The 25,817-nt window shown below is 72.5% G+C and carries 27 protein-coding genes; 17 read left to right on the plus strand and 10 right to left on the minus strand.

Annotated features, from left to right (window positions below; all coding sequences use genetic code 11):
• Nucleotides 1-53: 53 nt before the first annotated feature.
• Entirely contained in the window at nt 54-1,778 is a 1,725-nt protein-coding gene (locus ASD90_RS02635) for a glycerol-3-phosphate dehydrogenase/oxidase (protein ID WP_056751276.1), read from the minus strand.
• Between the two features lie 111 nt (nt 1,779-1,889).
• Here ASD90_RS02635 and ASD90_RS02640 point away from each other — a divergent pair, with 111 nt between their 5' ends.
• Both ASD90_RS02640 and glpK read left to right on the plus strand, forming a co-directional pair.
• Nucleotides 1,890-2,060 (plus strand): hypothetical protein, encoded by a 171-nt coding sequence (locus ASD90_RS02640; protein WP_157622948.1) that lies wholly within the window; start codon nt 1,890-1,892, stop codon nt 2,058-2,060.
• 23 nt (nt 2,061-2,083) lie between these two features.
• Entirely contained in the window at nt 2,084-3,610 is a 1,527-nt protein-coding gene (gene glpK, locus ASD90_RS02645) for a glycerol kinase GlpK (RefSeq protein WP_056751280.1), read from the plus strand.
• A 4-nt stretch (nt 3,611-3,614) separates the two neighbouring features.
• Here glpK and ASD90_RS02650 read toward each other — a convergent pair whose 3' ends face one another.
• Nucleotides 3,615-4,121: a MarR family winged helix-turn-helix transcriptional regulator gene (locus ASD90_RS02650; protein WP_056751283.1), complete on the minus strand. Its 507-nt coding sequence runs from the start codon at nt 4,119-4,121 to the stop codon at nt 3,615-3,617.
• A gap of 89 nt (nt 4,122-4,210) precedes the next feature.
• On the opposite strand from ASD90_RS02650, the gene ASD90_RS02655 reads away from it, so the two are divergent.
• Nucleotides 4,211-5,449: an MFS transporter gene (locus ASD90_RS02655; protein WP_056751284.1), complete on the plus strand. Its 1,239-nt coding sequence runs from the start codon at nt 4,211-4,213 to the stop codon at nt 5,447-5,449.
• On the opposite strand, the gene tpx is transcribed toward ASD90_RS02655, so the two are convergent.
• Nucleotides 5,419-5,913, minus strand: coding sequence for a thiol peroxidase (tpx, locus tag ASD90_RS02660; protein ID WP_056751286.1), 495 nt, complete (start codon nt 5,911-5,913; stop codon nt 5,419-5,421). The genes ASD90_RS02655 and tpx overlap by 31 nt on opposite strands.
• 41 nt (nt 5,914-5,954) lie before the next feature.
• Here tpx and ASD90_RS02665 point away from each other — a divergent pair, with 41 nt between their 5' ends.
• The 4 genes from ASD90_RS02665 to ASD90_RS02680 all read left to right on the plus strand — a co-directional run bounded on the left by ASD90_RS02665 (nt 5,955) and on the right by ASD90_RS02680 (nt 10,654).
• Entirely contained in the window at nt 5,955-6,617 is a 663-nt protein-coding gene (locus tag ASD90_RS02665; RefSeq protein WP_056751288.1) for a ceramidase domain-containing protein, read from the plus strand.
• Nucleotides 6,614-6,862 carry a hypothetical protein gene (locus ASD90_RS02670; protein WP_056751291.1) on the plus strand — a complete coding sequence of 83 codons (249 nt, stop codon included), beginning with the start codon at nt 6,614-6,616 and terminating at the stop codon, nt 6,860-6,862. The genes ASD90_RS02665 and ASD90_RS02670 overlap by 4 nt, the downstream gene beginning before the upstream one ends.
• A 64-nt stretch (nt 6,863-6,926) precedes the next feature.
• Nucleotides 6,927-9,755, plus strand: coding sequence for an alpha/beta fold hydrolase (locus tag ASD90_RS02675; RefSeq protein ID WP_235506359.1), 2,829 nt, complete (start codon nt 6,927-6,929; stop codon nt 9,753-9,755).
• The gene (locus ASD90_RS02680) at nt 9,752-10,654 is read left to right on the plus strand and encodes an ABC transporter permease (RefSeq protein ID WP_056751296.1); all 903 of its coding nucleotides are present in this window, start codon (nt 9,752-9,754) and stop codon (nt 10,652-10,654) included. Before ASD90_RS02675 ends, ASD90_RS02680 begins: the two co-directional genes overlap by 4 nt.
• Nucleotides 10,655-10,656: 2 nt before the next feature.
• Here ASD90_RS02680 and ASD90_RS02685 read toward each other — a convergent pair whose 3' ends face one another.
• Together ASD90_RS02685 and ASD90_RS22780 are read right to left on the minus strand one after the other, a co-directional pair.
• Nucleotides 10,657-11,529 (minus strand): LLM class F420-dependent oxidoreductase, encoded by an 873-nt coding sequence (locus ASD90_RS02685; RefSeq protein WP_056751298.1) that lies wholly within the window; start codon nt 11,527-11,529, stop codon nt 10,657-10,659.
• 39 nt (nt 11,530-11,568) lie between these two features.
• A complete protein-coding gene (locus tag ASD90_RS22780) occupies nt 11,569-11,874 on the minus strand; it encodes a hypothetical protein (protein ID WP_157610962.1) in 306 nt (101 codons plus the stop codon).
• Between the two features lie 51 nt (nt 11,875-11,925).
• Here ASD90_RS22780 and ASD90_RS02695 point away from each other — a divergent pair, with 51 nt between their 5' ends.
• On the plus strand, nt 11,926-13,146 hold the full coding sequence (locus tag ASD90_RS02695) for an aminotransferase class I/II-fold pyridoxal phosphate-dependent enzyme (protein WP_056751301.1): 1,221 nt from the start codon (nt 11,926-11,928) through the stop codon (nt 13,144-13,146).
• 75 nt (nt 13,147-13,221) lie between these two features.
• On the opposite strand, the gene ASD90_RS02700 is transcribed toward ASD90_RS02695, so the two are convergent.
• Nucleotides 13,222-13,569: a hypothetical protein gene (locus tag ASD90_RS02700; RefSeq protein WP_157610960.1), complete on the minus strand. Its 348-nt coding sequence runs from the start codon at nt 13,567-13,569 to the stop codon at nt 13,222-13,224.
• A gap of 156 nt (nt 13,570-13,725) precedes the next feature.
• On the opposite strand from ASD90_RS02700, the gene ASD90_RS02705 reads away from it, so the two are divergent.
• A complete protein-coding gene (locus ASD90_RS02705; RefSeq protein ID WP_056751309.1) occupies nt 13,726-14,487 on the plus strand; it encodes a DUF5995 family protein in 762 nt (253 codons plus the stop codon).
• Between the two features lie 3 nt (nt 14,488-14,490).
• Here ASD90_RS02705 and ASD90_RS02710 read toward each other — a convergent pair whose 3' ends face one another.
• The gene (locus ASD90_RS02710; RefSeq protein ID WP_056751312.1) at nt 14,491-15,789 is read right to left on the minus strand and encodes an MFS transporter; all 1,299 of its coding nucleotides are present in this window, start codon (nt 15,787-15,789) and stop codon (nt 14,491-14,493) included.
• A gap of 133 nt (nt 15,790-15,922) precedes the next feature.
• Here ASD90_RS02710 and ASD90_RS02715 point away from each other — a divergent pair, with 133 nt between their 5' ends.
• From ASD90_RS02715 to ASD90_RS02735, 5 genes are all read left to right on the plus strand, one after another.
• Complete coding sequence (locus ASD90_RS02715) at nt 15,923-16,435, plus strand: MarR family winged helix-turn-helix transcriptional regulator (RefSeq protein ID WP_056751315.1); 513 nt, start codon at nt 15,923-15,925, stop codon at nt 16,433-16,435.
• Between the two features lie 32 nt (nt 16,436-16,467).
• The gene (locus tag ASD90_RS02720; RefSeq protein WP_056751319.1) at nt 16,468-17,307 is read left to right on the plus strand and encodes an SDR family NAD(P)-dependent oxidoreductase; all 840 of its coding nucleotides are present in this window, start codon (nt 16,468-16,470) and stop codon (nt 17,305-17,307) included.
• Nucleotides 17,308-17,329: 22 nt separating this feature from the next.
• The gene (gene bluB / locus ASD90_RS02725; protein WP_056751322.1) at nt 17,330-19,000 is read left to right on the plus strand and encodes a 5,6-dimethylbenzimidazole synthase; all 1,671 of its coding nucleotides are present in this window, start codon (nt 17,330-17,332) and stop codon (nt 18,998-19,000) included.
• Between the two features lie 79 nt (nt 19,001-19,079).
• Entirely contained in the window at nt 19,080-20,645 is a 1,566-nt protein-coding gene (locus tag ASD90_RS02730; protein ID WP_056751324.1) for a peptide MFS transporter, read from the plus strand.
• Nucleotide 20,646: 1 nt separating this feature from the next.
• Nucleotides 20,647-21,162 carry a gamma carbonic anhydrase family protein gene (locus ASD90_RS02735; protein ID WP_056751327.1) on the plus strand — a complete coding sequence of 172 codons (516 nt, stop codon included), beginning with the start codon at nt 20,647-20,649 and terminating at the stop codon, nt 21,160-21,162.
• Nucleotides 21,163-21,261: 99 nt separating this feature from the next.
• On the opposite strand, the gene ASD90_RS02740 is transcribed toward ASD90_RS02735, so the two are convergent.
• The gene (locus ASD90_RS02740; protein WP_056751329.1) at nt 21,262-22,023 is read right to left on the minus strand and encodes a sulfite exporter TauE/SafE family protein; all 762 of its coding nucleotides are present in this window, start codon (nt 22,021-22,023) and stop codon (nt 21,262-21,264) included.
• On the minus strand, nt 22,020-22,718 hold the full coding sequence (locus ASD90_RS02745; RefSeq protein ID WP_056751333.1) for a FadR/GntR family transcriptional regulator: 699 nt from the start codon (nt 22,716-22,718) through the stop codon (nt 22,020-22,022). The genes ASD90_RS02740 and ASD90_RS02745 overlap by 4 nt, the downstream gene beginning before the upstream one ends.
• A 58-nt stretch (nt 22,719-22,776) precedes the next feature.
• On the opposite strand from ASD90_RS02745, the gene ASD90_RS23310 reads away from it, so the two are divergent.
• The 3 genes from ASD90_RS23310 (at nt 22,777) to ASD90_RS02755 (ending at nt 24,909) form a co-directional block, all read left to right on the plus strand.
• A complete protein-coding gene (locus ASD90_RS23310; protein WP_157622950.1) occupies nt 22,777-22,932 on the plus strand; it encodes a hypothetical protein in 156 nt (51 codons plus the stop codon).
• A 4-nt stretch (nt 22,933-22,936) separates the two neighbouring features.
• Nucleotides 22,937-24,112 carry a CaiB/BaiF CoA-transferase family protein gene (locus ASD90_RS02750; protein ID WP_056751335.1) on the plus strand — a complete coding sequence of 392 codons (1,176 nt, stop codon included), beginning with the start codon at nt 22,937-22,939 and terminating at the stop codon, nt 24,110-24,112.
• Nucleotides 24,113-24,270: 158 nt separating this feature from the next.
• Nucleotides 24,271-24,909, plus strand: a complete 639-nt coding sequence (locus ASD90_RS02755) for a carboxyl transferase domain-containing protein (protein ID WP_369793548.1) — start codon at nt 24,271-24,273, stop codon at nt 24,907-24,909.
• A gap of 19 nt (nt 24,910-24,928) precedes the next feature.
• On the opposite strand, the gene ASD90_RS24505 is transcribed toward ASD90_RS02755, so the two are convergent.
• Nucleotides 24,929-25,817: HNH endonuclease signature motif containing protein (locus ASD90_RS24505; RefSeq protein ID WP_255358540.1), on the minus strand; the 889-nt coding region annotated here is incomplete at its 5' end.

Below are 25,817 nucleotides of genomic sequence, written 5' to 3' on the forward strand. Positions count from 1 at the left end.
GCAGTCTAGGAACGTGACCGCGCCGCGGAGCCGTTGTCGAGCCTTTGCCCGGGTCAGGACTGCTCAGGCGCCCGGCTCACGGGTATCCGGCGCACGTCCGGGGCGCTCAGCCGCTCGGCGTTGGCCTCGGAGTCGGCGAGCTCCTTCTGCGACTCGAGCTCCGCCTCGACCCGGGCGATGTAGGCGGACACCTCGGCCTCGACCCGCTCGGCGTCCCAGCCGAGGACGGGGGCCACGATCTCGGCCACGGCCCGGGCGCTGTCGGCGCCACGGCTCGAGGTCTCGATGGAGATGCGCGTGCGGCGGGCCAGCACGTCGTCGAGGTGCAGCGCGCCCTCGTGCGTGGCGGCATACAGCGCCTCGACCCGGAGGTACTCCTCCGCGCCGGGGAGCGGCTGGTAGAGGGAGCGGTCGTCCTCGGCGAGGGCGAAGAGCTCGTGGACGAGCGAGCCGTAGCGCTCGAGCAGGTGGGTGATGCGCCACACCGGGAGGTCCTGGTGGCGCGCGAGCCGGTCGATCTGGTTGACGAGCGCGACGTAGCCCTCGGCGCCCGAGAGCGGGATGAACTCGGTGACGCTGTCGGAGACGTCGCCGCCGATGTCCTCACGGGCGGCGTCGACGGCGTCGGCGGCCATGACCCGGTAGGTGGTGTACTTGCCGCCGGCGATGGAGATGAGGCCGGGCTGCGGGCGCGCCACCGCGTGCTCGCGCGAGAGCTGGCTCGTGTCCTCGCTCTCTCCGGAGAGCAGGGGGCGCAGACCGGCGTAGACGCCCTGGATGTCGTCGTGTGTCAGCGGCACCTTCAGCACGGTGTTGATGTGCTCGAGGATGTAGTCGATGTCGGCCCGGGTCGCCGCGGGGTGGGCGAGGTCGAGCTCCCAGTCGGTGTCGGTCGTGCCGATGATCCAGTGGGTGCCCCACGGGATGACGAAGAGGACCGACTTCTCGGTGCGCAGGATGAGCCCGGTCTCGGAGTTGATCCGGTCGCGCGCGACGACGATGTGCACGCCCTTGCTGGCGCGCACGTGGAAGCGGCCGCGGCCACCGGCCATCGTCTGGATGTCGTCGGTCCACACGCCGGTGCAGTTGATGACGACGGAGGCCCGGACCTCGGTGCGTTCGCCCGTCTCGACGTCCTCGACGAGGGCGCCGACGACGCGCTCGCCCGCGCGCAGCAGCTCGACGACGCGGGCCGAGGCCAGCACGGTGGCGCCGTAGGCCGCAGCGGTGCGGACCGTCGTCAGCGTGTGCCGCGCGTCGTCGGCCTGGGCGTCGTAGTAGAGCAGGCCGCCGGTGAGGGAGTCGCGCTTGAGGGCCGGCGCGAGCTTGAGGGCGCCGGTGCGGGTCAGCTGCTTGTGCCGCGGCACCGACCGGGCGCCGCCCATCGAGTCGTAGAGGGTCAGGCCCGCGGTGACGTAGGGGCGCTCCCACCCGCGGTTGGTCAGCGGGTAGAGGAAGGAGACCGGCTTGACGAGGTGCGGGGCGATGCGGCTCAGCATGAGCTCGCGCTCCTTGAGCGCTTCGCGCACGAGGTCGAAGTTCATCTGCTCGAGGTAGCGCAGGCCGCCGTGGAAGAGCTTGGACGACCGCGAGGACGTGCCCGAGGCGAAGTCGCGCTGCTCGACGAGGGCCGTCGAGAGGCCGCGGGTGGCCGCGTCGAGGGCCACCCCACCGCCGGTCACGCCGCCACCGACGACGAGCACGTCGAACTGCTTGGTGGCGAGACGCTTCCACGCCCGCGCCCGGTAGTCCGCGTCCAGCCGCACTGGGCTCGTCATCGGTTCCCCTTCACGTCGCTGGTGAGACAGACACTCTAACGAGCGCACCCTGCGGGACGCGGGGCCGTCCGACCTCCCTCACGCACGGGTCTCGTGGGCGACACTGTGGAGGTGAGGTTCATGTGGGTCATCTGCCTTTTCGCCGGTCACCGGTGGCTCCGTGAGAGCCGCGACGGGGAGGCGATCATCGTCTGCGGGCGGTGTGACGCGATCAGCAGGGTGGCGGAGGCACGCGAGCGCCACCGCCTCCGCCAGCTCGGACGTGGCCACGGCGAGATGTAGGCGCGCGGCGGTACGGTCTGGTCATGCCGACGGAGCAGCGCAGCCATGTCGTGTCGATCGACCAGGGGACGACGAGCACCCGGGCCATGGTCTTCGACCGGAGGGGCCGCGTCGTCGCCGTCGACCAGATGGAGCACCGGCAGATCTTCCCGCGGGCCGGGTGGGTCGAGCACGACGCGATGGAGATCTGGCAGAACTCCCGCGTCGTCGTCGGAGGCGCGCTCGGCAAGGCGAACCTCAACGCCACCCACATCGCCGCGGTCGGCATCACGAACCAGCGCGAGACGACCGTCGTGTGGGAGCGGGCCACCGGCCGGCCGGTCCACAACGCCATCGTCTGGCAGGACACCCGCACCCAGGCGATCTGCGACGAGCTGGCGCGCGACGGTGGCGTCGAGCGCTTCAAGGACGTGACCGGGCTGCCGCTCGCGACGTACTTCGCCGGGCCCAAGGCCCGCTGGATCCTCGACCACGTCGACGGCGCCCGTGAGCGCGCCGAGGCCGGCGAGCTGCTCTTCGGGACCATCGACACCTGGCTGCTGTGGAACCTCACCGGCGGCGCCGACGACGACGGCGTCCACGTCACCGATGTCACGAACGCCTCTCGCACCCTCCTGATGGACCTGCGCACCCTCGACTGGGACGCCTCGGCCGCGGAGGCGATCGGGGTCCCCCTGGCGATGCTCCCCGAGATCCGCTCGTCGTCCGAGGTCTACGGCGCGTGCAAGCCGGGCATCCTCATCGACGTCCCCGTGGCGGGCATCCTCGGCGACCAGCAGGCGGCGACCTTCGGCCAGGCCTGTCTCGACGTCGGCACGGCCAAGAACACCTACGGCACGGGCAACTTCATGCTCCTCAACACCGGCGAGGAGATCGTCGCCTCGAAGAACGGCCTGCTGACGACGGTCTGCTACCGGCTCGGCGACGCCAAGCCGGTCTACGCCCTCGAGGGCTCGATCGCCGTGACCGGGTCGCTCGTGCAGTGGCTGCGCGACAACCTCGGCATCATCAAGGACGCCAAGGAGGTCGAGGCGCTCGCGGCGACCGTCGACGACAACGGAGGCGCCTACTTCGTGCCGGCCTTCTCGGGTCTCTTCGCCCCGCACTGGCGTCCCGACGCCCGTGGCGCGCTCGTCGGTCTCACCCGCTTCGTCAACAAGGGCCACATCGCGCGAGCGGCACTGGAGGCCACGGCGTTCCAGACGCGCGAGGTGCTCGAGGCGATGAACGCCGACTCCGGCGTGCCGCTCACCGAGCTGCGCGTCGACGGCGGCATGGTCGTCAACGAGACGCTCATGCAGTTCCAGGCCGACCTGCTCGGCGTCGACGTCGTGCGTCCGGTCGTGGCCGAGACCACGGCGCTCGGGGCCGCGTATGCCGCCGGGCTGGCCGTGGGCTACTGGGAGAGCACCGACGAGATCCGCGAGAACTGGGGCGAGGACCGTCGCTGGACCCCGCAGCTCGACGAGGCCGAGCGCGAGCGCCTCTTCCGCACCTGGAAGAAGGCCGTCGAGCGCACCCTCGACTGGGTCGACGACGACACACCCTGACGGCTCAGTCCTCGCCCTCGAGGTGCAGGACGACCTTGCGCAGCAGCCCGTTGAGGGCGACGAGCTCCTTGGCCGTGAGGCCGGAGAACGCGTCCTGCTCGCGGGCCATGCCGGCCTCGATCCCCTTCTCCCACAGCGCCCGTCCCGACGGCGTCGGTCGGATGAGGATGCGTCGCCGGTCGATGGGGTCGACCTCGCGGGTCGCGTGGCCTCGCTGGACGAGCCGGTCGACGCGTGAGGTCATGGCAGCGCGCGTGACGCCGCAGGAGTCCGCGAGCTGGGCCGGCGTGGCCTCCTCGGGGAACGGCTGGATCATCAGCGCGTGGAGGGTGCGGTAGTCCTCGATCGTGTCGTCCGTGCCGGCGTAGCTCGCGTGGTCGGCGGCCTTGAGCCGCTTGGTGATCGCCTGCATGCGGGTGACGGCGCCCTCGACCTCGGGGTCCATGTCCTCGAGGAGGCCGCTCCAGCGCGCGACGTGCCGGTCGACCGAGTCCTGCCGTGCTCTCGCCATGGCGTCAGTGTCGCAGAGGCATGCGGTCTGCGACGAGTCTCCTGACTATTCGTTGACAGATAGTCAGACATCTAACTACCTTCGGTTGTATGACCGCGCGCGACCTCCTCCGCCTCCGTGACGTCAGGCTCCTGCTGGCCGGCCAGGGCCTCTCGTGGGTCGGCGACGCCTTCAACCCGATCGCCCTGTCGGTGGCGGTCGTCCTGAGCGGCGGGGGAGCGGCCGAGCTCGGCATCGTCCTCGCGAGCGCCGTGGTGGCGCGGCTGCTCTGCACGCTCGTCGGTGGGGTGTGGGCCGACCGCATCACCCCGCACCGGATCATGGTCGTGGCCGACCTGACGCGGGCGGCGTCCGTCGCCGGCATGGCGCTCGCCTTCGCCGCCGGTGACCCGTCGGTTGCCCTGCTCGCCGGGCTCGCCGCCGTCACGGCGGGCGCCGGCGCGTTCTTCTACCCGGCCTTCGTCTCGCTCCGTCCCCTCGTCGTGCCGACCGCGGCCCTCCAGACCGCCAACGGCGCGATCAGCTTCCTCCAGTCGAGCGCCCAGGTGGCCGGCCCGGTCCTGGCCGGCCTCGTCGTCGCCCGGTTCGGGCCGGTCGCCGGCTTCACGGTCAACGCGCTGACGTTCGTCTGGTCGGCCCTCTGCGTCGCCCGCCTCCGGGCCCGCGCCGACCACGTCGCGGCCCGCTCCGGCATGCTGTCCGAGATCCGTGAGGGCCTGGCCGAGATCCGCAGCCGTGACTGGCTGTGGACGAGCCTCCTGTCGGCGGCGATGTTCCACGTCGCGAGCGGCGTCTTCATCGTCCTCGTCGAGGTGACGGCCGTGCGTGACCTCGGCGGCGCCCACGCCCTCGGGCTCATCACCGCCGCGCTCGGCGTCGGCGGACTCGTCGGCGGGCTCGTCGGGATGCGGCTCCAGCCGCGCCGGATGCTGCTCTGGGCCTTCGCAGCCCTCGGCCTCTACCCGCTCTTCCCCCTCGGGTTCGCCTGGCCCGGCGGCCTCGTGCCGATCATGGCGCTGGCCTTCGTCGCCCAGGCGGGGCTGCTCTACTTCGACGTCGGCTGGCAGACGGCCATCCAGCAGGGGGTGCCGCACGACCGGCTCGCCCGGGTCGTGTCCTGGGACGTGCTCATCTCGTTCGTCGCCCTGCCGCTCGGCAACGTCCTCGCGGGCCCGCTCAGCGAGCACGTCGAGACCGCCGACCTCATGGTCGGGACCGCCGTCTGGATGCTCGCCGCCGGCTGCTGGCCGCTCCTCGTCCGCAGCGTCCGGGGTTTCACCCGGGCGTCAGAGGTGCCTCAGCCCAGTGCGGCGATCGCGGCGTCGTAGTCGGGCTCCTGGCCGATGGACGGGACGACCTCGGTGTGGGTGACCGTGCCGTCGGCGTCGATGACGACGACGGCACGGGCGAGCAGCCCGGCGAAACCGCCGTTCTCCATCCGCACGCCGTAGTCGTAGCCGAAGCCCGACCGGAACGAGGAGGCCGCGACGACGTTCTCGATGCCCTCGGCGCCGCAGAAGCGGTTCAGGGCGAAGGGGAGGTCGGCGGACACGCAGACGACCGTCGCGTTGTCGAGACCGGCTGCCAGCTCGTTGAAGCGGCGGACGCTCGTCGCGCAGACACCGGTGTCGACGCTCGGGAAGATGTTGAGCACCACGCGCTTGCCCACGGGCAGCGTCACGTCGTCGCGCAGGTTCGTGCCGGTCAGCGTGTACGCCGGGGCGGGGGTGCCCACGGACGGCAGGTCGCCGACGGTGTGGACGGGGGTGTCTCCGAGGGAGGTGGTGGCCATGGACGTATCTAACACGGGCACGCTGGGACTACGGTCGCGGCATGCCCGCTGACGGCGCGACGTGCCTCGCGACCCGCTGCTTCTGCGAGCTGGTCCGCGCCGACGGGATCACACAGCCGGCCAACGCGTGGTCCTCGCTCGCGTTCGTCGTGGCCGGGGCCGCGGCCCTGCTCCTGCGGCCCGCGGCCCGACCCGAACGCGTCCTCGTGCCCCTCCTCGGGGTGGCGCTCGCCGCCGTCGGCCTCGGCAGCTTCGCCTTCCACGCGACCCTGACGCTGTGGGGCCAGTTCGTCGACGTCTTCCCGATGTACGCCGTCGGCTGCGTCCTGCTCGCCGGCGCGCTCGTGCGCCTCGGCTGGACCACCCCGCGTCGCGCTGCGGTCGGCGGCGTCGCCCTGCTCGTGGCGCTCGGCGTCCTGCTCTGGCTCTGGCCCGAGTCGCGGCGGGTCCTCTTCGCAGCCGTCCTCCTGCCCGGCATCGTCCGCGAGCTGGTGCGCACCCGCCGCGTCGGAGGCGACGGGCGCTGGCTGCACGTCGGGCTCGGTCTGCTCGTCGCGGCATACGCCCTCTGGGTGCTCGACCAGGCGGGCCTCCTCTGCGACCCGACGAGCTGGCTCCAGGGGCACGCCGCGTGGCACGTCCTCGGTGCGGTCGCCGGGTGGTGCCTCGCGCGCCACTGGGCGAGCCGTAGGTTGGTGGCATGACCGAGTCGCAGGACACCGGAGCGCGTTCGCGCCTCGTCATCAACCTCGTCGGGGTGGTCGGCATCCTCTTCGGAGTGCTGCCGATCGTGCGATACCTGCTCGACCTCTCGTACTTCGAGCTCACCACCGCGCCCTACGGCTGGCTGGAGCTCGAGGGCGCGATGCGGTTCCTGCCGCCCGCCATGGTGCTCGTCGGGTGCATCGTCCTGGCCTACGTCCTCGAGCAGCGCCTCTCCCGCGACTGAGCCCCGGCGCCACGGCTGGACGGTCGGTGACCGTTCAACGACCGGCGCGTGATGTGATGTGGTCATGTCGGTCCGGGCCTCCCTCATCGCCGCGCTCGTCCTCGGGTCGGGTCTCACGATGGCGCCCGCCCCGTCGGCGCTCGCGGCGGCTTCAGTCGGGCAGGCCGCCGACACCGTCGCCCCAGAGGTGTCGTCGGTTCCGGTCGGCGCCGAACCGGACGGCACGGCCGTGCGCCTCGACGTGTCCGTGTGGCCGCAGTCGAGCGGCAAGCACCCCGTCGTCCTGCTCGCCCACGGATTCGGCGGCTCCAAGGACTCGGTGACGAGCCAGGCGAACGACCTGCACGACCGCGGCTACGTCGTCGTCGCCTGGAGCGCCCGCGGCCACGGCCAGTCCGGCGGTCGCATCCACCTCAACGACCCGGCCTACGAGATCGCCGACGCCAGAACGCTGCTCGACCTCGCGGCCAGGCGCTCCGACGTCGAGCTCGACGCTCCCGGCGACCCGCGCGCGGGTGTCATGGGCGCCTCCTACGGCGGCGCGCTCGCCCTCATGCTCGCCGGCTCGGACCGGCGCGTCGACGGCGTCGTCTCGGCCATCACGTGGAACGACCTCGCCGACGCCTTCTTCCCGCAGGCCGCCGTCACGAGAGCGCCGACCACGGCAGCGGGCCGCTCGCCGATCGACGGCGCCGGACCCTTCAAGCAGGTCTGGGCGACGAACTTCTTCCTCTCGGCCCTGCGCGGCGGCGCGGGCGGCCAAGGTGGCCAGGGCGCGGGCGCCGACCGCTGCGGCCGGTTCGACCCCACCATCTGCAGGCTCTTCGTCCAGGCGTCCGAGACCGGCACCGCGTCACCGCAGCTGACCGCGCTGCTGCGCGCCCACAGCCCGAAGCCGACGATGAACGTCGTCACCGCGCCGACCTTCCTCGTGCAGGGGGTCGGCGACTCGCTCTTCGGCCTCGACCAGGCCGACGCCACCGCGTCGGCGCTCGCCGCCACGGGCGCGCCGTATGCCGTCCGGTGGAGCGACGGGGGCCACGACGCCGCGAGCACGCACGAGGCCGAGGAGGTCGAGGCGTCCTACACGTGGCTCGACCACTACGTCCGCGACCAGGGAGCGCGCGGATCGGCCCTGCCCACAGCGGCGTTCACGTACGGCACCCCGGCCGGTCGCGCCGGGCAGCCGACGACGCTCCACACCCTCACGGCATACCCCGGCCTGTCGGGCGCGGCGCTCCGGACGCGCGAGCTTCCCCTGGCGACGACGTCGGGGGCGCTCGTGCACCCGCCCGGTGGGCAACCCGCCTCGCTCATCGCGGTGCCCGGTCTCGCCGCCCTCGGGGTCAGCCTCTCGACCTACCAGATCGCGGCGCTGCCGGGTCAGTCGGCGGCTCTCGACACCCAGCCCCTCGCGGAGGCCGCCACCGTCGTGGGCTCGCCGACCATGCGCGTCACGGTCACGTCCGACAGTCCCGACGTCACGCTCTTCGCGTCGGTGTGGCGCGTCACCGGCGGCTCCGTGACCCTGACCAACCCGCTCGTCGCCCCGCTCCGGCTCGCCGTGACGCCGGGCCGGCCCACCCCGGTGACGATCTCGCTCCCGGCCGCGACCTACGAGATGCCCGCCGGCACGCGGTGGCGGGTGCTGTTGACGAGCACCGAGTCGACCTACTCGAACTCGCGCAGCCCGAGCGCCATCCGGATCTCCGACGCGTCCGCCATGACGTTGCCGGTCGCGACCGGTGCCACGGTCGACGGGGCTGTCGCGGGGGTTGTCGACACCGAGACGATCCTCGCCGGCTCGGCGCTCGCGCTGCTCCTCGTCGCCGCGCTCGTCGGCTGGCTCGTCCGCCGCCGCCGACGGCTGCACCGGCCGACGCGTCCCGACCTCGCGGACGTGCCGCTCGTCGTCGAGGGACTCGTCAAGACGTATGCCGACGGGCACCGCGCCGTCGACGACGTGACGTGGCGGGCCGAGAAGGGCCAGGTCGTCGGGCTGCTCGGCCCCAACGGCGCCGGCAAGACCACGACGATGCGCATGGTCATGGGCCTCATCTCCTCCGACGCCGGGAGCGTCCACGTGCTCGGCGAGCCCGTGTCGGCCGGCTCCCGCGTGCTCGGCCGGGTCGGCGCGCTCATCGAGGGCCCGGGCTTCCTGCCGCACCTCACCGGGCGCCAGAACCTCGAGGCCTACTGGTCCGCGACGGGCCGCGCCCCCGAGGACGCCCACATCCCCGAGGCGCTCGACGTCGCGGCCCTCGGCGGCGCCGTCGACCGGCCCGTCAAGTCCTACAGCCACGGCATGAAGCAGCGGCTCGGCATCGCCCAGGCCATGCTCGGCCTGCCCGAGCTGCTCATCCTCGACGAGCCGACCAACGGTCTCGACCCGCCCCAGATCGCGGCGATGCGCCCGATCCTGCGCCGCTATGCCGAGACCGGGCGCACCGTCGTCGTCTCGAGCCACCTGCTCGCCGAGGTCGAGATGACGTGCACCCACGTCGTCGTCATGCACGCCGGCCGGGTCGTCACGCAGGGCCCCGTCGCCGAGCTCGTCGACAGCGACGACACGACGATCCTCGACCTGCCCGAGCGCGTCGACCACACCCTCGTCAGCGCCGCCGTGCACGCCCTCGAGGCTGCGGACGGCGTCACCGAGGTGCGGGTCGACACCCCGACCCGCATCGTCGTCGTCGCCGACCGGGGCCGCGCCGAGGTGGTGGCCGCCGCCGTCACCGCGGGCCTGCCCGTCGTCGGCGTCAGCAGCCGGCGCCACCTCGAGGAGGTCTTCCTCGGGGTCATCTCGTCGGCGTCCGCCCCGGGGGTCGTGGGCGAGCCCGGAGACGAGGGGGCCTCCCTCGTCGAGCGACTCAGGCAGGTGAGGGCGCGATGAGCGACAACCCCGGAGACGCGCTGCTCGACGCCATCGAGCCTGCGTCGTCCGCCGCGAGCGGCGAGATCCACCAGGTGCGCGGCCCGCTGTCGTGGCGGTCCGAGCTGCGCCGGCAGTGGGGGCGCAGGCGGACGCTCTGGGCTTTCGGCCTGCTCCTCGCGCTGCCCCTCGTCCTCGTCGGGTCGTTCGCCTTCGGCGAGCGGTCGAGCAACAGCCGCGGGGGTGCGTCCACGCGGATCTTCGACCTCGCCCAGAGCGGTGCGGCGAACTTCAGCCTCGTGCTCGTCTTCCTCGCCTCCGAGCTGCTGCTCGTGCTGCTCGCCGCCCTCTTCTGCGGCGACGCCGTGCCGTCCGAGGCGTCGTGGTCATCGCTGCGCTACCTGCTCATCGCACCGGTGCAGCGTGCGCGTCTGCTGACGAGCAAGCTTGCGATCGGCATCGCCTCGACGCTGCTCGCGACGGTCCTGCTGCCGGCGTGGGGCCTGCTCGTCGGCGGTGTCGCCTACGGCTGGGACCCCCTGACCAACCCCCTCGGCGAGAACCTCACGTGGGGCCAGTTCCTGCCCCGGCTCGCGCTCGCGATGGCCTACATCTTCGTGACCCTGCTGCCGATCGCGGCCATCGCCTTCTGGCTCGGGACGCGCTCCGACGCCCCGCTCGCGGCGGTCGGCGGCGCCGTGCTCGTCAGCATCCTGCTCAACATCCTCGACCAGCTCGACGCGCTCGACCCCTACCGCAACGCCTTCCCGGGCCACTACTCGCGGGCCTGGCAGGACGCCCTCGCCGTGTCACCGGACTACACCGACATGGTGCACGGCGCCCTCTGGGCGCTCGTGTGGGCGGTCGCCTTCACGATGCTCGCCTACCGCCGCTTCCGCCGCAGCGACATCCTCAGCTGAGCTCAGAGTCGCGCGGCCTCGGGGATGATGCGCTCGCCGATGAGCTCGAGCACGTCGGTCTTCGAGCCGTCACCGACGCCCAGCTGCACGTGCGTCACGCCGAGCCCGGCGAGGTCGCGCAGGTGCTCGAGGGTGGCGTCGACGTTCTCGCCGTTCGGGCCCGGGTCGACGGGCCCCATGACGGTCTTCTCGATCTCGTCGTAGTCGCGGCCGAGCGCGTCGCAGTGCCCGCGCAGCACCTCGAGCTTGTGGGCGAGGTCGGGGCTGTCGAAGAGGTTGCAGGCCTGGGCGTACTGCGCGACCATCCGCAGCGTCTTCTTCTCGCCGCCGCCACCGATGAGGATCGGCGGGTGCGGGCGCTGCACCGACTGCGGCGAGTTGAGGGTGCTGCCGAGCCGGTAGTGCCTGCCGGCATACGGCTCGACACTGTCGCCCCACATCTGGAGGCAGATCTGCAGCGTCTCCTCGAGGCGCTCGAACCGCTCGGCCGTGGCGGGGAAGGGCAGGCCGAGACCGATGCACTCATCCTCGTTCCAGGCGGCGCCGATGCCGAGCATGGCGCGGCCCTTCGACAGCACGTCGAGGGTCGTGACCTCCTTGGCGAGCAGGCCCGGCTCGCGGTAGACGGCGGCCGTGACCCACGCGAGCAGCTGGACCTTCTCGGTGACCGCGGCGAGGAAGCCGAGGGCCGTGTAGGCCTCGAGCATCTCGTGCTCCTTCGGCCCGAGCATGCCGATCTGCCAGACGTGGTCCATGACCGAGAGCTTCGTGAAGCCGACGTCCTCCGCCGTGCGCGCCGTGCGCACGAGGTCGTCGACGAAGGTGGAGGAGCCGCCGCTCCACGTGAAGTTGGCGAGGTGCAGTCCGAGATGCATCCTCCGACACTACGTCCGCTCACTGGGAGCGGGGGTCCCTCAGGAGGCGTCGGGATCCGCCGTCACCTGCGCGCCCGACACGGGCGGCTCGGCCGACCACGGGAAGACGATCCACTTGTCAGTCTGGCGCCAGACGTAGTCGGGCGTGACGACCGAGCCCGGCTTGCCGAAGAGCACCGCGCTCCGGGCCTCCGCGCCGCGCTCCTGGAGCAGCAGCCCGCCACCCAGGATGAGGCCGCCGCGGGCGACGGCGACGTGCACCTCGGGGCGGAAGCTCGAGTCGGCCACGAGGGTCGCGAGCTCACGGACCGCGACGCCGAAGCGTTCCCACGTCAGCACCTCCACCTCACGTGAACGTCGTGTCTCGGGTGTCGAGGGTTCGGGCAGACTGGCCGCATGGCCCTCGACCCGACCCGCGCGCCCCGCCCGCTCCAGCCGTCCCGGCGCTCGCAGGTGCCGCCCTTCGAGGTCATGGACGTCCTCGACCGGGTGGCCGTGCTGCGGTCCGAGGGCCGCGACGTCGTGTCCCTCTGCGCCGGTGAGCCGTCCGGGGGTGCGCCGAGCCTCGTCTCGGAGGCCGCGGCGCGGATCCACGGCTCGGGCCGGGCCCTGACCTACACGTCCGCCCTCGGCATCCGTGAGCTGCGCTCCGAGATCGCGGCGCACTACGGCCGCTGGTACGACCTCGACGTCGACCCCGCGCGGGTCGCGATCACGACCGGCTCGTCCGGGGGCTTCGTCCTCGCCTTCCTCGCCGCCTTCGAGGCGGGGGACCGCGTGGCTCTCGCCCGCCCGGGCTACCCCGCCTACCGCAACATCCTCACCTCGCTCGGCTGCGAGGTCGCCCTGATCGACTGCGGCCCCGAGACCCGTTACCAGCCGACGCCGGAGCTGCTCGACGCCGCGCAGGCCGACGGCCCGCTCGCCGGGCTCATCGTCGCCTCGCCGGCCAACCCCACCGGCACGATGGTCGACCGGGCCGAGCTCGCCGCGATCACCGGGTGGTGCGCCGAGCGTGGGGTGCGCCTCGTCAGCGACGAGATCTACCACGGGGTCACCTATCCCGAGCCGGATGCAGCCGACCCGCCTGGCGTCTGTGCGTGGGAGTCCGACGACACCTCCATCGTCATCTCCTCCTTCAGCAAGTACTGGGGCATGACCGGCTGGCGCCTGGGCTGGATGCTGCTGCCCGCCGACCTCGCGCGCCCCGTCGACGCGCTCGCGGGCAACGTCGCGCTGTGTCCTCCGGCGCCGGCGCAGTATGCCGCCGTGTCGGCTTTCGCGGAGGAGTCCTACCGCGAGTGCGACGAAGCGGTCGCCGAGTTCGCGCGAACCCGGAAGCTCTTGCTGGACAACGCGTCCCGACTGGGCTGGGGTGAGTCCGCCCCGCCCGACGGCGCGTTCTACTACTGGGCCGACCTCGGACCACAGCTGGCCCGCTGGGGCGGCTCGGCGGCATACGCCACGGCCCTGCTCGAGGAGGTCGGCGTCGCGATCACGCCCGGCGGCGACTTCGACGACCGCGCCGGGGGGCACTCCGCGCGGCTCAGCTTCGCCGCAGGAGTGACCGCGGTCGGCGAGGCGATCGAGCGGATCGAGGCCTTCAACAGCCGCTGACCCGAGTGCGCCTCCGGCCGCGTCGAAGCCCCCAACCTCTTGGGGGCTTCGATCAGCCTCACCCCTTCCGGGTCGTCAGAGGATGAGCACCACCGCAGCGATAACCGCTCCGGCCAGGCTCAGCGTGCTGAGCACGAAGCTCATCACGGCGCCTGCGGTCCAGTAGCCGGACCGGTCGCGGACACTCGCACCCAGCAGGCCGAAGCCTGCCGTGAGCAGCACTCCACCGGCGATCCAGCTGCCGAGGTACCAGGCTTCGCTCAGGCCTGCCAAGATCCAGCCTGCCGGCACGAAGTATGCGTACGCACCGAAGGCTGCCACCAGAAGACCGATGGTGATGAGCGTGTAGTCCAACGTGCGGTTGCGGAACAACCGCGGAAGACGTTCGGTCCCCACACGTTCCTTCTCAAGGAGCTGTGTCATTGTCCTCACCTCCTCTCCAAGCCTCACCTCCAGCGTCTCTCGCCTGCCGGGTGGACGTAAGAGGCCTTCGTCCTGTCTTTCCCATCCGGCCTGTTCGGCGACGCCGATCGAGCGGATCGAGGACTTCAACGTGCGCTGAGCGGCTAGCGTCGGTGCATGGGGTGGTTCACCGACGCAGTGGCGTGGGTCCGCTCGCGGACCGGCGGTGCTCCGCGACCCGAGCCGCCGGCCCCCGACCAGCTGACGTCGGTGGAGGTGCTCGTCGGGCGGATGCACGAGATCGACCGCGCGCTGCCGTCGGGCGACGGCGTCGCGGCCTTCAACCGGATGTACCTCCGGGTCACCGAGCTCGTGCGGGACCGGCTCGTCGAGGGCTGGTTCGGCAACCCGGCCTTCGTGACGCGGCTCGACCTCGTCTTCGCCGGTCTCTACCTCGAGGCCGTCGGCGCGGGGACTCCCGACCCGTCGTGGGCGCCGCTCTTCAGCGCCCGGCTCGAGCCCGGCCGGGTCCCGATCCAGTTCGCGCTCGCCGGGATGAACGCCCACATCAACCACGACCTGCCGCTGGCCGTCGTCACGACGTGCCGCCAGCTCGGCCTGACGCCCGACAGCCCCGGGGTCGAGGCCGACTACCACCGCGTCAACGACCTGCTCGCCGCCGTCCAGGAGGACGTGCGGCGCTCCTTCCTCGACGGCATCGCCCTCGCCGTCGACGAGCAGTACGCCGGCCCGGTCGCGAACCTCGTCAGCGGCTGGAGCATCTCGCGCGCCCGCGACGCCGCGTGGACGAACGCCCGCGTGCTGTGGTCCCTCGAGGGCGTCGAGCCGTTGCGCACCGACTTCCTCGGGACGCTGTCGCGCACCGTGGGGATGGCGGGGCGCTACCTGCTGACGCCCGTCGCCGACCTCGCGCCCTGACGATCAGGCGGCGACCGGCGCGGCGACCGGCGCGGAGGCGGGCTCGAGCGGCCGCTCGGCGACGGCTCGGCCCGCCGCCTCCCGACGCTCCTCGACGCGGCGGTCACGGAGCGCGGCCCGCAGTCGCCAGGCGCCGTAGACGGCGGCGAGGCTGATGACGAGGTGCAGTCCGAGGAAGCCGTTCGCGAGGCCCATGCCGAGCAGGGCGCCGGCGACGAGGGGCCCGACGGCCGAGAAGGTCGTCTGGATCGCCGTGAAGGTGCCGAGCGTCGTGCCGACGAGCCCGCGGGGAGCGAGGCTCGCGGTGAGCGGGTTGAGCACCGGGGCGTACATCGTCTCGCCGACGGCGAAGATGCCGAACGTCGTGACGAAGAGCGCCGAGGCGACCTCCGGCGTCAGCTGCGCGACGGACAGGACGACCCACGACAGCGTCCAGACGGCGCCCACGACCATGAGCAGGCTGGCCGCGTTGCGTCGCGCCGTGACGCGGACGACGACGACCTGCAGTGCGACGATGACGACGCAGTTGACGGCGGCGGCGAGGCCGATGGTGGACTCGTCGACGTCGAGCACGGTCAGGGCGTACGCCGGCAGCCCGGACTCGAACTGGGCGTAGAACCCGAGAGCCAGGGCCACCGCGACGACCGCGGTCCAGCGCAGCGCGGGCACGGCGAAGATCCGACGCAGGGCCTCCATCGTGCCGAGGCGGGTCTCGGCCTCGCCGGCGGCGAGGTCAGGGGCCACCTCGCTCGGCGCGCCGATGCCGGCGACGTGGATGAGCACGGCGGAGATCGCGAAGCCGGCGCCCGCCGCGACGAACGCGAACGTCATGCCGTCGGTGCGCGAGAGGTCGACGAACTGGCCGGCGACGAAGGCTCCGACGGCCATGCCGATGGCCTCGGCCGTGAACTTGTAGGCGAAGACCTTGCGTCGGTCGTCGCTCCCGGCCCAGCGCAGCACGAGGACCGAGGCGGCGGGGCCGGCGGCGGTCAGGCCGAAGCCGAAGACGAACATCCCGACGAGGAAGGCCGGGGCCGACCCGGCCCACACGAGGCTGCCGACGCCGACGGCGGCGAGCAGCTTGGCCACGACGGCGACGGTGACCGGGTTGAAGCGGTCGCTGAGCCGCCCGGCGAAGGGCGCGGCGACGAGCGCGCCGACCGAGAAGAGCGTGCTGGCCAGAGCGGCGGCGAGCGCGCCCCATCCGCGAGTGTTGGCCGCATACGCGTACTGGTAGGGCAGCACGGTGCCCCATCCGAGCATGCCGATGGACGACGCGAGGATGAGCAGCTTGGTGCGCATGGGTTTCACACCCTTTCGTGGATGGGGAGGCGGACTCCGGGAGTCAACGCAGCTTCGGTATCGAATATTTCGTCATCGAAGTTCGATTTCGAAAGACTAGCACCAGCCCCCACGGGTGCGACAATGCCTTTCCATGGCAGCGAAGCGACGACAGACCGCCCAGCAGGAGCACGCGGCCGACGTCTCCATCTATGTCGCCGCCGGTGGTGAGGAGTCGGTCCAGCGCGTCATCACCGCCGTGTACGCCGTGACGAAGAAGCTCGACCAGTGGTACGTCCGGCAGTTCGCCGACCTCGACCTGACCCAGGGGGAGTGGTCCGTGCTCGCCTCTCTGGCCCGCGCGGGCGACACGTGCCTCACCCCGAGCCAGCTCGCCGACCTGTCCAACGTCGCGCCCTCGTCGATGACCCACCGCCTCGACAAGATGGGAGGGCGCGGGCTGCTCCAGCGGCGGCCCGACGAGTCCAACCGCACCCGCACGCTCGTCTCGCTGACGAAGGACGGGTGGGCTCTCTTCAGCGCGGCCGTCCGCGAGTCCAACGTCGTCGAGAGCGACACGCTGCGCGACCTGTCCGACGCCGAGCGTCACGAGCTCGCGCGGCTCCTCGAGATCGTCATCGCCGGCCTCGACGACATCGACGCCTGACCGACGAGTGGCTTCAGGCGTAGCGTCGCCGCATGAACCAGAACGGGCAGCCAGTCGCCCTCGTCACCGGAACCTCCTCGGGCATGGGCCTGCACACCGCGGTCGAGCTGGCCCGTCGCGGCCTCGTCGTCGTCGCGACGATGCGTGACACCTCCCGGGCGGCCGCCCTCACCGACGCCGCGGCCGAGGCGGGGGTCGAGCTCGACGTGCGCGCCCTCGACGTCACCGACCACGACGCCGCGCGGACCTGCGTCGAGGGGGTGCTCGCCGACCACGGTCACATCGACGTGCTCGTCAACAACGCCGGCCGGGGCGCCGTCGCCACGGCCGAGCAGCTGAGCCTCGACGAGATCCGCGCCCAGCTCGAGGTCAACTACCTCGGCCCCGTGGCCCTGACCAAGCTCGTCCTGCCGCCCATGCGCGCGGCGGGCCGGGGCACCGTGCTCACCGTGACGAGCGTCGGCGGGGCCGTGGGGCAGCCCTTCGCCGACGCCTACTGCGGTGCGAAGTTCGCCGTCGAGGGCTTCATGCAGTCGCTCGCGGTGGTCATGCTCGCCCACGGCGTGCACGTGTCGGTCATCGAGCCGGCCGCCGTCGCGAGCGACTTCGTCGGCAACCTCGCCCGTCCCGAGGGCGATCCCACCGACCCGTATGCCGCCCAGCTCGACGCCTATCGCGCGCGCTCCGCCGGGGCCTTCGCCAACGCGCAGTCCTCACAGGACGCCGCCGTGGCGATCGCCGACGCCGCGACGTCGACGGAGCACCGCTTCCGCTGGCAGACGTCCGAGGGTGCGACCGCCTTCGTCGGGATGTCGCTCGCCGACATCGACGGCAGCCGCGTGCTCGGCGTGACCCGGTCCTGGATCGAGTGAGTCCCTCGTTAGAGTCGCCACCGTGAGCTACCGCAGGCCCGTCCCGACGATCGGCGACCCGTCGTCGGCCGCCGAGCGGGCTCAGGCGCCCGACGCCTGGGCCCTGCGCGACGACCTCGCCTCGCTCGAGCGGGTCGTCGGTGCGCGGCGCGACATCCGCCGTTTCCGCCCCGACCCCGTGCCCGACGACGTGCTCACGGCGGTGCTGACGGCCGGCCACCGCGGCCCGTCGGTCGGGCACAGCCAACCGTGGCGCTTCGTCGTCGTCACCGAGGCCGCGACCCGCGACACCGCTGCCCTCATGGCCGACCGGTGCCGGCTGCGCCAGGCAGCCGGGATGGCGGAGGAGTCGGCCCGTGGCCTGCTCGACCTGCGCCTCGAGGGCATCCGCGAGGCGCCGGTCGGCGTCGTCGTCGCGTGCGACCGCCGCACCCCGGCCGCGGGGGTGCTCGGTCGCGCGACCTTCCCCGACGCCGACCTCTGGTCGTGCGCCGCCGCGATCGAGAACATGTGGCTGACGGCCCGCGCCCACGGCCTCGGCCTCGGCTGGGTGACGCTCTTCGAGCCGGCCGAGCTCGCCGACCTGCTCGGCCTGCCCGAAGGTGTGGAGACGCTCGGTTGGCTCTGCCTGGGCTGGCCCGACGAGCGGCCGCCCGAGCCCGGGCTCGAGCGCGCCGGGTGGAGCAAGCGGCTCCCGCTCGACGAGGTCGTCATGCGCGAGCGCTGGACCGAGCGCGACGCCCCGACCTCGCACCTGCGGGCGCCCGAGCCGGCCGACGTGGTCGCCGCGCGCGACCGCTCCGACGACCTCCTCACCGTCCCGGGCTCGCTCGGCGTCCTCGACACCGTCCTCGACCGCATCACCGCGCTGGCCGCGGTGGACGGTCGGGGCACCCTCGTCGTCGCGGCCGCGGACCACGCCGTGACGGCATACGACATCTCGGCCTTCGACCCGTCGGTCACCGCCGACGTGGCCCGGGCCACGCGCGAGGGGACGTCGATGGGCGCTGTCGCGGCCCGCGCCGCAGGTATGGACGTCGAGCTCGTCGATGCCGGGATCGGTTGCCGCAGAGGCGATCTCGTCGCTACAGACGCACTCGACAAGACGACGTATGCCGCCCTGCTGGGGCTCGGGCGCGACCGCGGTCGCGCGCTGGCGAGCGCCGGGCCCGTCGCCCTCGGCGAGGTCGGTGTCGGCAACACGACGGTGGCGGCCGCCCTGGCTGGGGCGCTGCTCGACGTGCCCGCCGACGAGGTCGTCGGCCGCGGGTCGTCCGCCGACACCGCGATGGTCGACCGCAAGCGCGACGTCGTGACGCGGGCGCTCGCCCGGGTCGGGCGCGTCGGCCCCGACGAGGCCGTCCGTCGCCTCGGTGGCGGGGAGCTCGCCGTCCTCACCGGCATCACGCTCGGCGTGGCCGAGTCCGGTGGTGTCGTGGTGCTCGACGGGCTCGCGACGGCGGTGTGCGCGCTCGCCGCCGTGCGCCTCGAACCGGCGGTCGCGGCGCACCTCGTCGCCGGCCAGCGCTCACGTGAGAAGGCCCACGCCCTCGTGCTGCGCGAGCTCGGTCTCGAGCCCCTCCTCGACCTGCGGATCCGTGCGGGTGAGGGCGTCGGCGCGGCCCTCGCGACCGGCCTCGTCAAGGACGCACTGGCCCTGCGAGCAGGCGTCGCGCGCACCTCCACGGTTTGAGTCCGACGGCGGGACCCGCCTAGTTTGGGGTGGTTGTCCAACCGTCGAACTGCCCTCACGAGGGGCTGGGAGAATCCGCATGACCACACAGACCCAGGACCGACCACCGACTCCCGAGTCGCGCTCCAGCGCCGACGACCGAGCCTTCCTCGGGCACCCCAAGGGGCTGTCGACCCTCTTCTTCGTCGAGCTGTGGGAGCGCTTCTCCTACTACGGGATGCGCGCCATCCTGCTCTACTTCCTCATCGACACCGTGGCCAACGGCGGCCTCGGCATCGACGAGACGACCGGCACGGCCGTCGTCGCGATCTACGGCGCGTCCGTCTACCTCCTGTCGATCATCGGCGGCTTCACCGCGGACCGTCTCTTCGGCGCCCGGCGCTCGACCCTCTACGGCGCCGTCGTCATCATGGCCGGCCACGTCTGCCTCGCGATCCCGGCGGCGGCGACCGCCTGGCTCGGGATCGCCCTCGTCGCGCTCGGCACCGGCCTGCTCAAGCCCAACGTCTCCGCGATGGTCGGCACGCTCTACAAGCCCGAGGACGCCCGCCGTGACGGCGGCTTCTCGATCTTCTACATGTCGATCAACATCGGCTCGTTCTTCTCGCCGCTCGTCGTCGGCTGGCTGCGTGAGCACTATGGCTACCACGTCGGCTTCTCGGCCGCGGCGGTCGGCATGGCCATCGCCATCGTGTGGTTCGTCCTCGGCCGCAAGGCCCTCGGCCCCGCCGTCGACGACGTGCCCAACCCGCTCTCGCCCGAGGAGCGCGGCCGCGTCTCCGCCCTCGCCGTCGGTGCCGTCGTCGCCTTCACGGTCATCGTCGTCATCGCCGGCCTGTGGCGCGACACGGTGCTCGACCAGGTCATCGACGCGATCTCGATCATCGCCGTACTGACGCCGATCGCCTACTTCACGATGATGTTCCGCAGCCCCAAGGTCGAGCGCGAGGAGAAGTCGCACCTCGCCGCCTACGTCCCCCTGTGGATCGGCGCGATGCTCTTCTGGATGATCTTCGAGCAGGCCGCCGGCAAGATGGCGATCTTCGCCTCCGAGAACACGGTCACGGAGACGGCGGGCATCAGCATCAACCCCGAGTGGTTCCAGTCGATCAACCCGCTCGCCATCGTCCTGCTCGCACCGCTCTTCGGCTGGATCTGGACCAAGCGCGCCGGCCGCTCGCCGTCGACGCCGATGAAGTTCGTCCTCGGTGTCGCGATCATCGGCCTGTCGGCCCTCGCCATGTCGTGGGCGTTCGCCACGTTCCAGGACAACACCGCGCCGATCTACATCCTCGGCGGCGTCTTCGTCATGCAGACGGTCGCCGAGCTCTGCCTCTCGCCGGTGGGCCTGTCGGCCACGACCCGTCTCGCGCCGCGCGCCTTCGCCAGCCAGGCGATGGCGCTCTGGTTCCTCGGCAGCGCCGCCGGCCAGGCCATCGCCGCCCAGCTCATCCAGGCGATGGGAGGCCTGAGCGACGCTGCGTACTACCTCGTCAACGGTGTCATCACGCTCGTCGTCGCCGGGGTGCTCCTCGCGCTCGTGCCGTGGATCCGGCGCAAGATGGCCACGGCCGAGCTGCACGCCACCGACCGGGTCGACAGCGTCGACCGCGTCGACAGCGTCGACCGCGTCGCGGTGCACTGACGTGATCGTCACCCTCGACGGCGTCACCCCGGCGGTCCACGAGACCGCCTGGGTGGCGCCCAGCGCCGACCTCGTCGGGGCCGTCGACCTCCGGGCGGGCTCGAGCGTCTGGTACACCGCCGTGCTCCGCGCCGATGTCGACCCCATCGTGCTCGGCGAGCGCAGCAACCTGCAGGACGGCGTCGTCGTGCACACCGACGCCGGGCACCCGACGAGCATCGGTGCCGGCGTCTCGGTCGGCCACCGCGCCGTGCTCCACGGCTGCACCATCGAGGACGACTGCCTCGTCGGCATGGGGTCGGTCGTGCTCAACGGCGCCCACATCGGCGCGGGCAGCCTCATCGCCGCGGGCGCCGTCGTGCCCGAGGGGGCGGTCATCCCGCCCCGGTCCCTCGTCGCCGGGGTGCCCGGGAGGGTCCGCCGCGAGATCGACGACCCCGGCCTTGCGCGCATCCGCGCCAATGCCGAGATCTACGTCGAGCTGGCCCGCCGCCACCGTGCGGCCACCAGCGCCTGAGCACGCGCACGCGCGGCGGCGGGCCACACGGCATACCCTCCGCTGGTTCGAGGTGATGTCGTGAGCGATGTCGGTGCCGGGATCACCTCGAACGGCGGGTCAGCGGAGCAGCAGGACCGCGGCGACGACGCCGGCGACGACGACGAGCACCCGGAAGAGCGTCGGCGGAAGGCGGCGGCCGATGCGGGCTCCGACGTAGCCGCCGACGACCGACCCTGCCGCGAGCAGCCCGATGGCCTGCCAGTCGAGGTCGGCGACGGCGACGAAGATGATGCCGGCGACGACGTTGCCGGCGAAGATCGCAAGGGTCTTGAGGGCGTTGACGACGCGCAGGTCGATGTCGAGCCCGAGCCCGAGGACGGCGACCATCATGACGCCGGAGCCCGCCCCGAAGTAGCCGCCGTACACGCCCGTCAGCAGCGCGAAGAAGGTCGTCACCGGTCCCATCCGGGTGCGCGGACCGAGGTCCTTGCCGCCGCGGGCGCGTAGGCGGCGCGCGACCCAGGGCTGCACGCCGACGAGCAGGCAGGTGAAGAGGATCAGCCACGGGGCGACGGCCTCGAAGACGCTCGACGGCAGGGCGAGCAGGAGGACCGCGCCGCCGACCGCACCGACCGCGCACGTGGCGACGACGGTCCACGTGATGCGTGGGTGCTCGCGCAGCTCGGCCCGATAGCCGAACGACCCGCTGACGCCGGCCGGGACGAGCCCGACGGTGTTGGACGCGTTGGCGACGACGGGTGGGAGCCCCACGGCGAGCAGGACGGGGAAGCTGAGGAGCGAGGCGACCCCGACCGTCGTCGTGAGGATGCCGGCGCCGAGACCCGCCCCGAGCACCGCGAGCATCTGGAGGGACGTCACGACCCGTCTCGCAGCAGCGCCACGTCGCTGACCATGACGACGTGGGCGTGCATCGCGGCCGCGGCTGCCTCGGGGTCGCCGGCGCGGATGGCGTCGGCGATGGCCTGGTGCCCGACGAGGGAGTCGGCCGGCCGGCCGGGCTGGGAGAGCGACTCGATGCGCGTCTCGCGGACGAGGTCGCGGATCTCGTCCATGAGGCGGGCGAGCAGGAGCGAGTGGGCGGCTGCGGTCACGGCGCCGTGGAAGCGCTCGTCGCCCTCGACACCGCGCCCACCGGCCTCGATGTCGCGGGCCATCTCGGCCAGAGCCTCGTCGATGCGGGCGAGGTCGTCGGCGGTGCGGCGGGCCGCCGCGAGTGCCGCGATCTTCGTCTCGAGGGCGTCGCGGGTGTCGATGATCTCGGGGAGCCGGTGGGCGTGGGCGCGGATCGCCTCGACGATCCGGCGCGGGCCGGGGGCGTCGGACAGGACCGTGCCGTCGCCGTGCCGGACCGTCACGACGCCGATCACCTCGAGGGCGACGAGGGCCTGGCTCAGGGTGGCGCGGCTGACGCCGAGGCGCTGCGCGAGCTCGCGCTCGGGGGGTAGCCGGTCGCCCGTCGTGAGACCGTTCGAGTCGATCCACGACGTGATCTGCTCGGCCACCTGCTCGTAGAGCCGGGTCCTCGTGAGGCGCGGCAGCCCCGATGTCGACATGGGGTCACTCTATTGACAGTTGGACAATTGACCTATTGGCTAGGCCACTGAGCCAGCCATGAGCCTCGTCACCAGGGCGTTCCTCATGCAGGCGAACCGGCCCGACACCACCAGCGAACCGGTGTACTACAACCAGATCCTCACCTACAGCGTCAACGTGGTCATCGCCGGCCCGTTGCTCGTGTGGGCCGCCCCGATCCTCCCCGGATGGTGAACGAATGACCGCTCTCGGCCCCCTCTCCGACATCCTCGTCGTCGACCTCTCGCGCGCCCTCGCGGGTCCGCACGCCACGATGATGCTCGCCGACCAGGGCGCACGCGTCATCAAGGTCGAGGCCCCCGGACGCGGGGACGACACCCGTGGCTGGGGTCCGCCCTTCGTCGGCGAGGAGGGTCGACGCGAGTCGACGTACTTCCTGTCGGCCAACCGCAACAAGGAGTCGATCATCCTCGACCTCAAGGACGAGACGGACCGCGACGTCCTGCTCGCGCTCGTCGACCGGGCCGACGTGCTCGTCGAGAACTTCCGCACCGGCGTGCTCGAGCGGCTCGGCCTGGGCATCGACTCGCTCATGGAGCGCAACCCGCGGCTCGTCGTGCTCTCGATCACCGGCTTCGGCCACGACGGCCCCGAGGGCGGCCGCGCCGGCTATGACCAGATCGCCCAGGGCGAGGCCGGGGTCATGTCGCTCACCGGCTCCGGGCCCGACGACCCGCAGCGCGTCGGGGTCCCGATCGCCGACCTGCTCTCCGGGATGTACGGCGCCTACGGCGTCGTCGCGGCCCTCAACGAGCGGCACCGCACCGGCAAGGGCACCGTCGTGCGCACCTCGCTGCTGGCAGCGGTCGTCGGCGTGCACGCCTTCCAGGGCACCCGGTGGACGGTGGCCGGGGAGGTGGGCCGCTCGGCCGGCAACCACCACCCGTCGATCAGCCCCTACGGGCTCTTCCACTGCCGCGACGGCTCCGTGCAGATCGCCGTCGGCAGCGAGGGGCTGTGGCAGCGGCTGTGCGCGGCCTTCGGGCTCGACCCGGCGGCCGAGGGGCTCGCGACGAACGCCGAACGCGTCGCCGAGCGCGAGCGGGTCATCGAGGTCGTCGAGGCGGCCTTCGCCGACTGGGACGCCGAGCCGTTGCTGGCCCGGCTCGCCGAGGTCGGCGTGCCGGCGGGCAAGGTGCGCAGCCTCGACGAGGTGTATGCGTGGGACCAGACCGCGAGCCAGGGCCTGCTCGTCGAGGTCGATCACCCGACGCTCGGACCGCTGACACTGCCCGGGCCGCCCCTGCGCTTCTTCGACGGCGACGGCACCGAGGTGACCCGCCGCCACCACGACGCACCGCCCACCCTCGACGAGGACGGCGCGGCGATCCGCGCGTGGCTCAAGGAGGAGTGATGCCGCGCCGACCGTGGACTGCGCACGAGCTGCTCGACCTCGTGCTCGACGCCGGCTCCTTCGAGTCGTGGGACGAGCCGATCGACATCATTGGCCAGCCCGAGGACTAACGCCGGCAGCTCGAGGCGGCCGCCGCCAAGGCCGGCACCGACGAGTCCGTGCTGACCGGGCGCGGCCTCGTACGTGGTCGGCCCTTGGCCGTGGTCGTCAACGAGTTCCGCTTCCTCGCCGGATCGATCGGACGCGCCGCGGCCGAGCGCATCACGGCTGCCGTCAGGCGGGCCACCGCGGAGGGCCTGCCCGTCCTCGCCTCCACCGCGTCGGGCGGCACGCGCATGCAGGAGGGGACGCCCGCGTTCATCGAGATGGTCGAGATCTCACGGGCGCTCATGGCCCACCGGGCAGCCCGGTTGCCCTATCTCGTGCACCTGCGCCACCCGACGACCGGGGGCGTGTACGCGTCGTGGGGGTCCCTCGGGCACGTGACCGTCGCCGAGCCCGGCGCCCTCGTCGGCTTCCTCGGTCCCAAGGTCTACGAGGCGCTCAACGGCGAGCCCTTCCCGTCCGGCGTGCAGACGGCCGAGAACCTCGCCGCCAAGGGGGTGCTCGACGCCGTCGTGGCGGCCGAGGACATGCCGATGCTCGTCGACCGCCCGCTCGGCGTCCTCGTCGACGGCCCGACGCTGCCGCGCCTCGGCCACCGCGCGGGCGAGCCGAGCCGGCACCTCTCCGCGTGGGAGTCCATCGAGGTGACGCGTCGCCCCGACCGGGCCGGCGTGAGGGAGCTGCTCCGCTAAGCGCCAGCGGATTGAGTGCTCAGGTCGGGGGGAGGTCGACGAGGTGCAGGTGCAGCGGTCCGCCCGAGGGGGCGGGGTAGCGCCGCCCCAGTCTGGCTGGTGGTCTGCGTCGGTCACGCTGTTTCGGGTCGGGGTCCTGGGCCAGGGTGAGACGGGGCGGCCGATGGGGTGGGCCGATGAGCAGCCCGGTGTCGGTGTGGAAGGTGAGCCCGTCGGGTCGGGTGGGGTCGCCGGTGATGGTGAACTCGCCGCGGTGGTGGCCGTCGTGGTGGAAGGGGCACAGGCCCAGGAGGTTGGTGGTGTCGGTGGGTCCACCGTCGCGCCAGTGCTGGAGGTGGTGGATCTCGAGGTTCCGGGTGGTCCCGCAGCCGGGGAACCGGCAGCCGCGGTCCCGGTCGAGGACCAGGACCCGGGTGCGGTGCGGGACGACGCGTTGGCTGCGGCCGACGTTGACGGGGTGCCCGTCGGTCTCCCAGACGGGGGTCAGGGTCCCGTCGCAGGTCAGGCCGTCGACGACCGGCTGCCGGAGCCGGGGGCGGCCGGTGAGCCAGCCGCCGTCGGTGTCGAGGTGGACCTGGACTCTGTATCTGGCGGACCGGGCCCGACGCGCCGCCCCACCCGAACCACCCGACCCGGCAGACGCGTCGCTGCCGGTGGTGGTGGCGGCGTCGAGGGAGCGGGTGGCGAGCACGGTCAGGGCGTCGGCCCACGTGACCAGGGGCTTGCCTGCGGCGGTGCAGCACCGGTCCGGGTGCAGCACGTCCCCGTTCAGGGCCCGCTTCTCCTCCTCACTCACGCCCTCGCTCACGCCCTCGCGGTTGGCGGGGTCGTGGGTCAGGGTGTGGAAGAGGTGGTCCTTCGCCTCGGCCAACGCTGACTCGATGAGGGCGCCGACCTCGGCGGGGGCG

The sequence above is a fragment of the Terrabacter sp. Root181 genome (assembly GCF_001428505.1).
In the GTDB taxonomy this organism is placed as follows: domain Bacteria; phylum Actinomycetota; class Actinomycetes; order Actinomycetales; family Dermatophilaceae; genus Terrabacter.

Bases quoted from the DNA above. Each gene is read 5' to 3' on its own strand.
- ASD90_RS02685 (WP_056751298.1), bottom strand. From the start codon at position 11,529: ATGCATCTCGGACTGCACCTCGCCAACTTCACGTGGAGCGGCGGCTCC.
- ASD90_RS02710 (WP_056751312.1), bottom strand. From the start codon at position 15,789: ATGCGCACCAAGCTGCTCATCCTCGCGTCGTCCATCGGCATGCTCGGA.
- ASD90_RS02730 (WP_056751324.1), top strand. From the start codon at position 19,080: ATGACCACACAGACCCAGGACCGACCACCGACTCCCGAGTCGCGCTCC.
- ASD90_RS02675 (WP_235506359.1), top strand. From the start codon at position 6,927: ATGTCGGTCCGGGCCTCCCTCATCGCCGCGCTCGTCCTCGGGTCGGGT.
- ASD90_RS02720 (WP_056751319.1), top strand. From the start codon at position 16,468: ATGAACCAGAACGGGCAGCCAGTCGCCCTCGTCACCGGAACCTCCTCG.
- ASD90_RS02695 (WP_056751301.1), top strand. From the start codon at position 11,926: ATGGCCCTCGACCCGACCCGCGCGCCCCGCCCGCTCCAGCCGTCCCGG.
- ASD90_RS02700 (WP_157610960.1), bottom strand. From the start codon at position 13,569: ATGACACAGCTCCTTGAGAAGGAACGTGTGGGGACCGAACGTCTTCCG.
- ASD90_RS02750 (WP_056751335.1), top strand. From the start codon at position 22,937: ATGACCGCTCTCGGCCCCCTCTCCGACATCCTCGTCGTCGACCTCTCG.
- ASD90_RS02745 (WP_056751333.1), bottom strand. From the start codon at position 22,718: ATGTCGACATCGGGGCTGCCGCGCCTCACGAGGACCCGGCTCTACGAG.
- ASD90_RS02650 (WP_056751283.1), bottom strand. From the start codon at position 4,121: ATGGCGAGAGCACGGCAGGACTCGGTCGACCGGCACGTCGCGCGCTGG.
- ASD90_RS02635 (WP_056751276.1), bottom strand. From the start codon at position 1,778: ATGACGAGCCCAGTGCGGCTGGACGCGGACTACCGGGCGCGGGCGTGG.
- ASD90_RS02705 (WP_056751309.1), top strand. From the start codon at position 13,726: ATGGGGTGGTTCACCGACGCAGTGGCGTGGGTCCGCTCGCGGACCGGC.
- glpK (WP_056751280.1), top strand. From the start codon at position 2,084: ATGCCGACGGAGCAGCGCAGCCATGTCGTGTCGATCGACCAGGGGACG.
- ASD90_RS02670 (WP_056751291.1), top strand. From the start codon at position 6,614: ATGACCGAGTCGCAGGACACCGGAGCGCGTTCGCGCCTCGTCATCAAC.
- ASD90_RS23310 (WP_157622950.1), top strand. From the start codon at position 22,777: ATGAGCCTCGTCACCAGGGCGTTCCTCATGCAGGCGAACCGGCCCGAC.
- ASD90_RS02680 (WP_056751296.1), top strand. From the start codon at position 9,752: ATGAGCGACAACCCCGGAGACGCGCTGCTCGACGCCATCGAGCCTGCG.
- tpx (WP_056751286.1), bottom strand. From the start codon at position 5,913: ATGGCCACCACCTCCCTCGGAGACACCCCCGTCCACACCGTCGGCGAC.
- ASD90_RS02715 (WP_056751315.1), top strand. From the start codon at position 15,923: ATGGCAGCGAAGCGACGACAGACCGCCCAGCAGGAGCACGCGGCCGAC.
- ASD90_RS02665 (WP_056751288.1), top strand. From the start codon at position 5,955: ATGCCCGCTGACGGCGCGACGTGCCTCGCGACCCGCTGCTTCTGCGAG.
- ASD90_RS02655 (WP_056751284.1), top strand. From the start codon at position 4,211: ATGACCGCGCGCGACCTCCTCCGCCTCCGTGACGTCAGGCTCCTGCTG.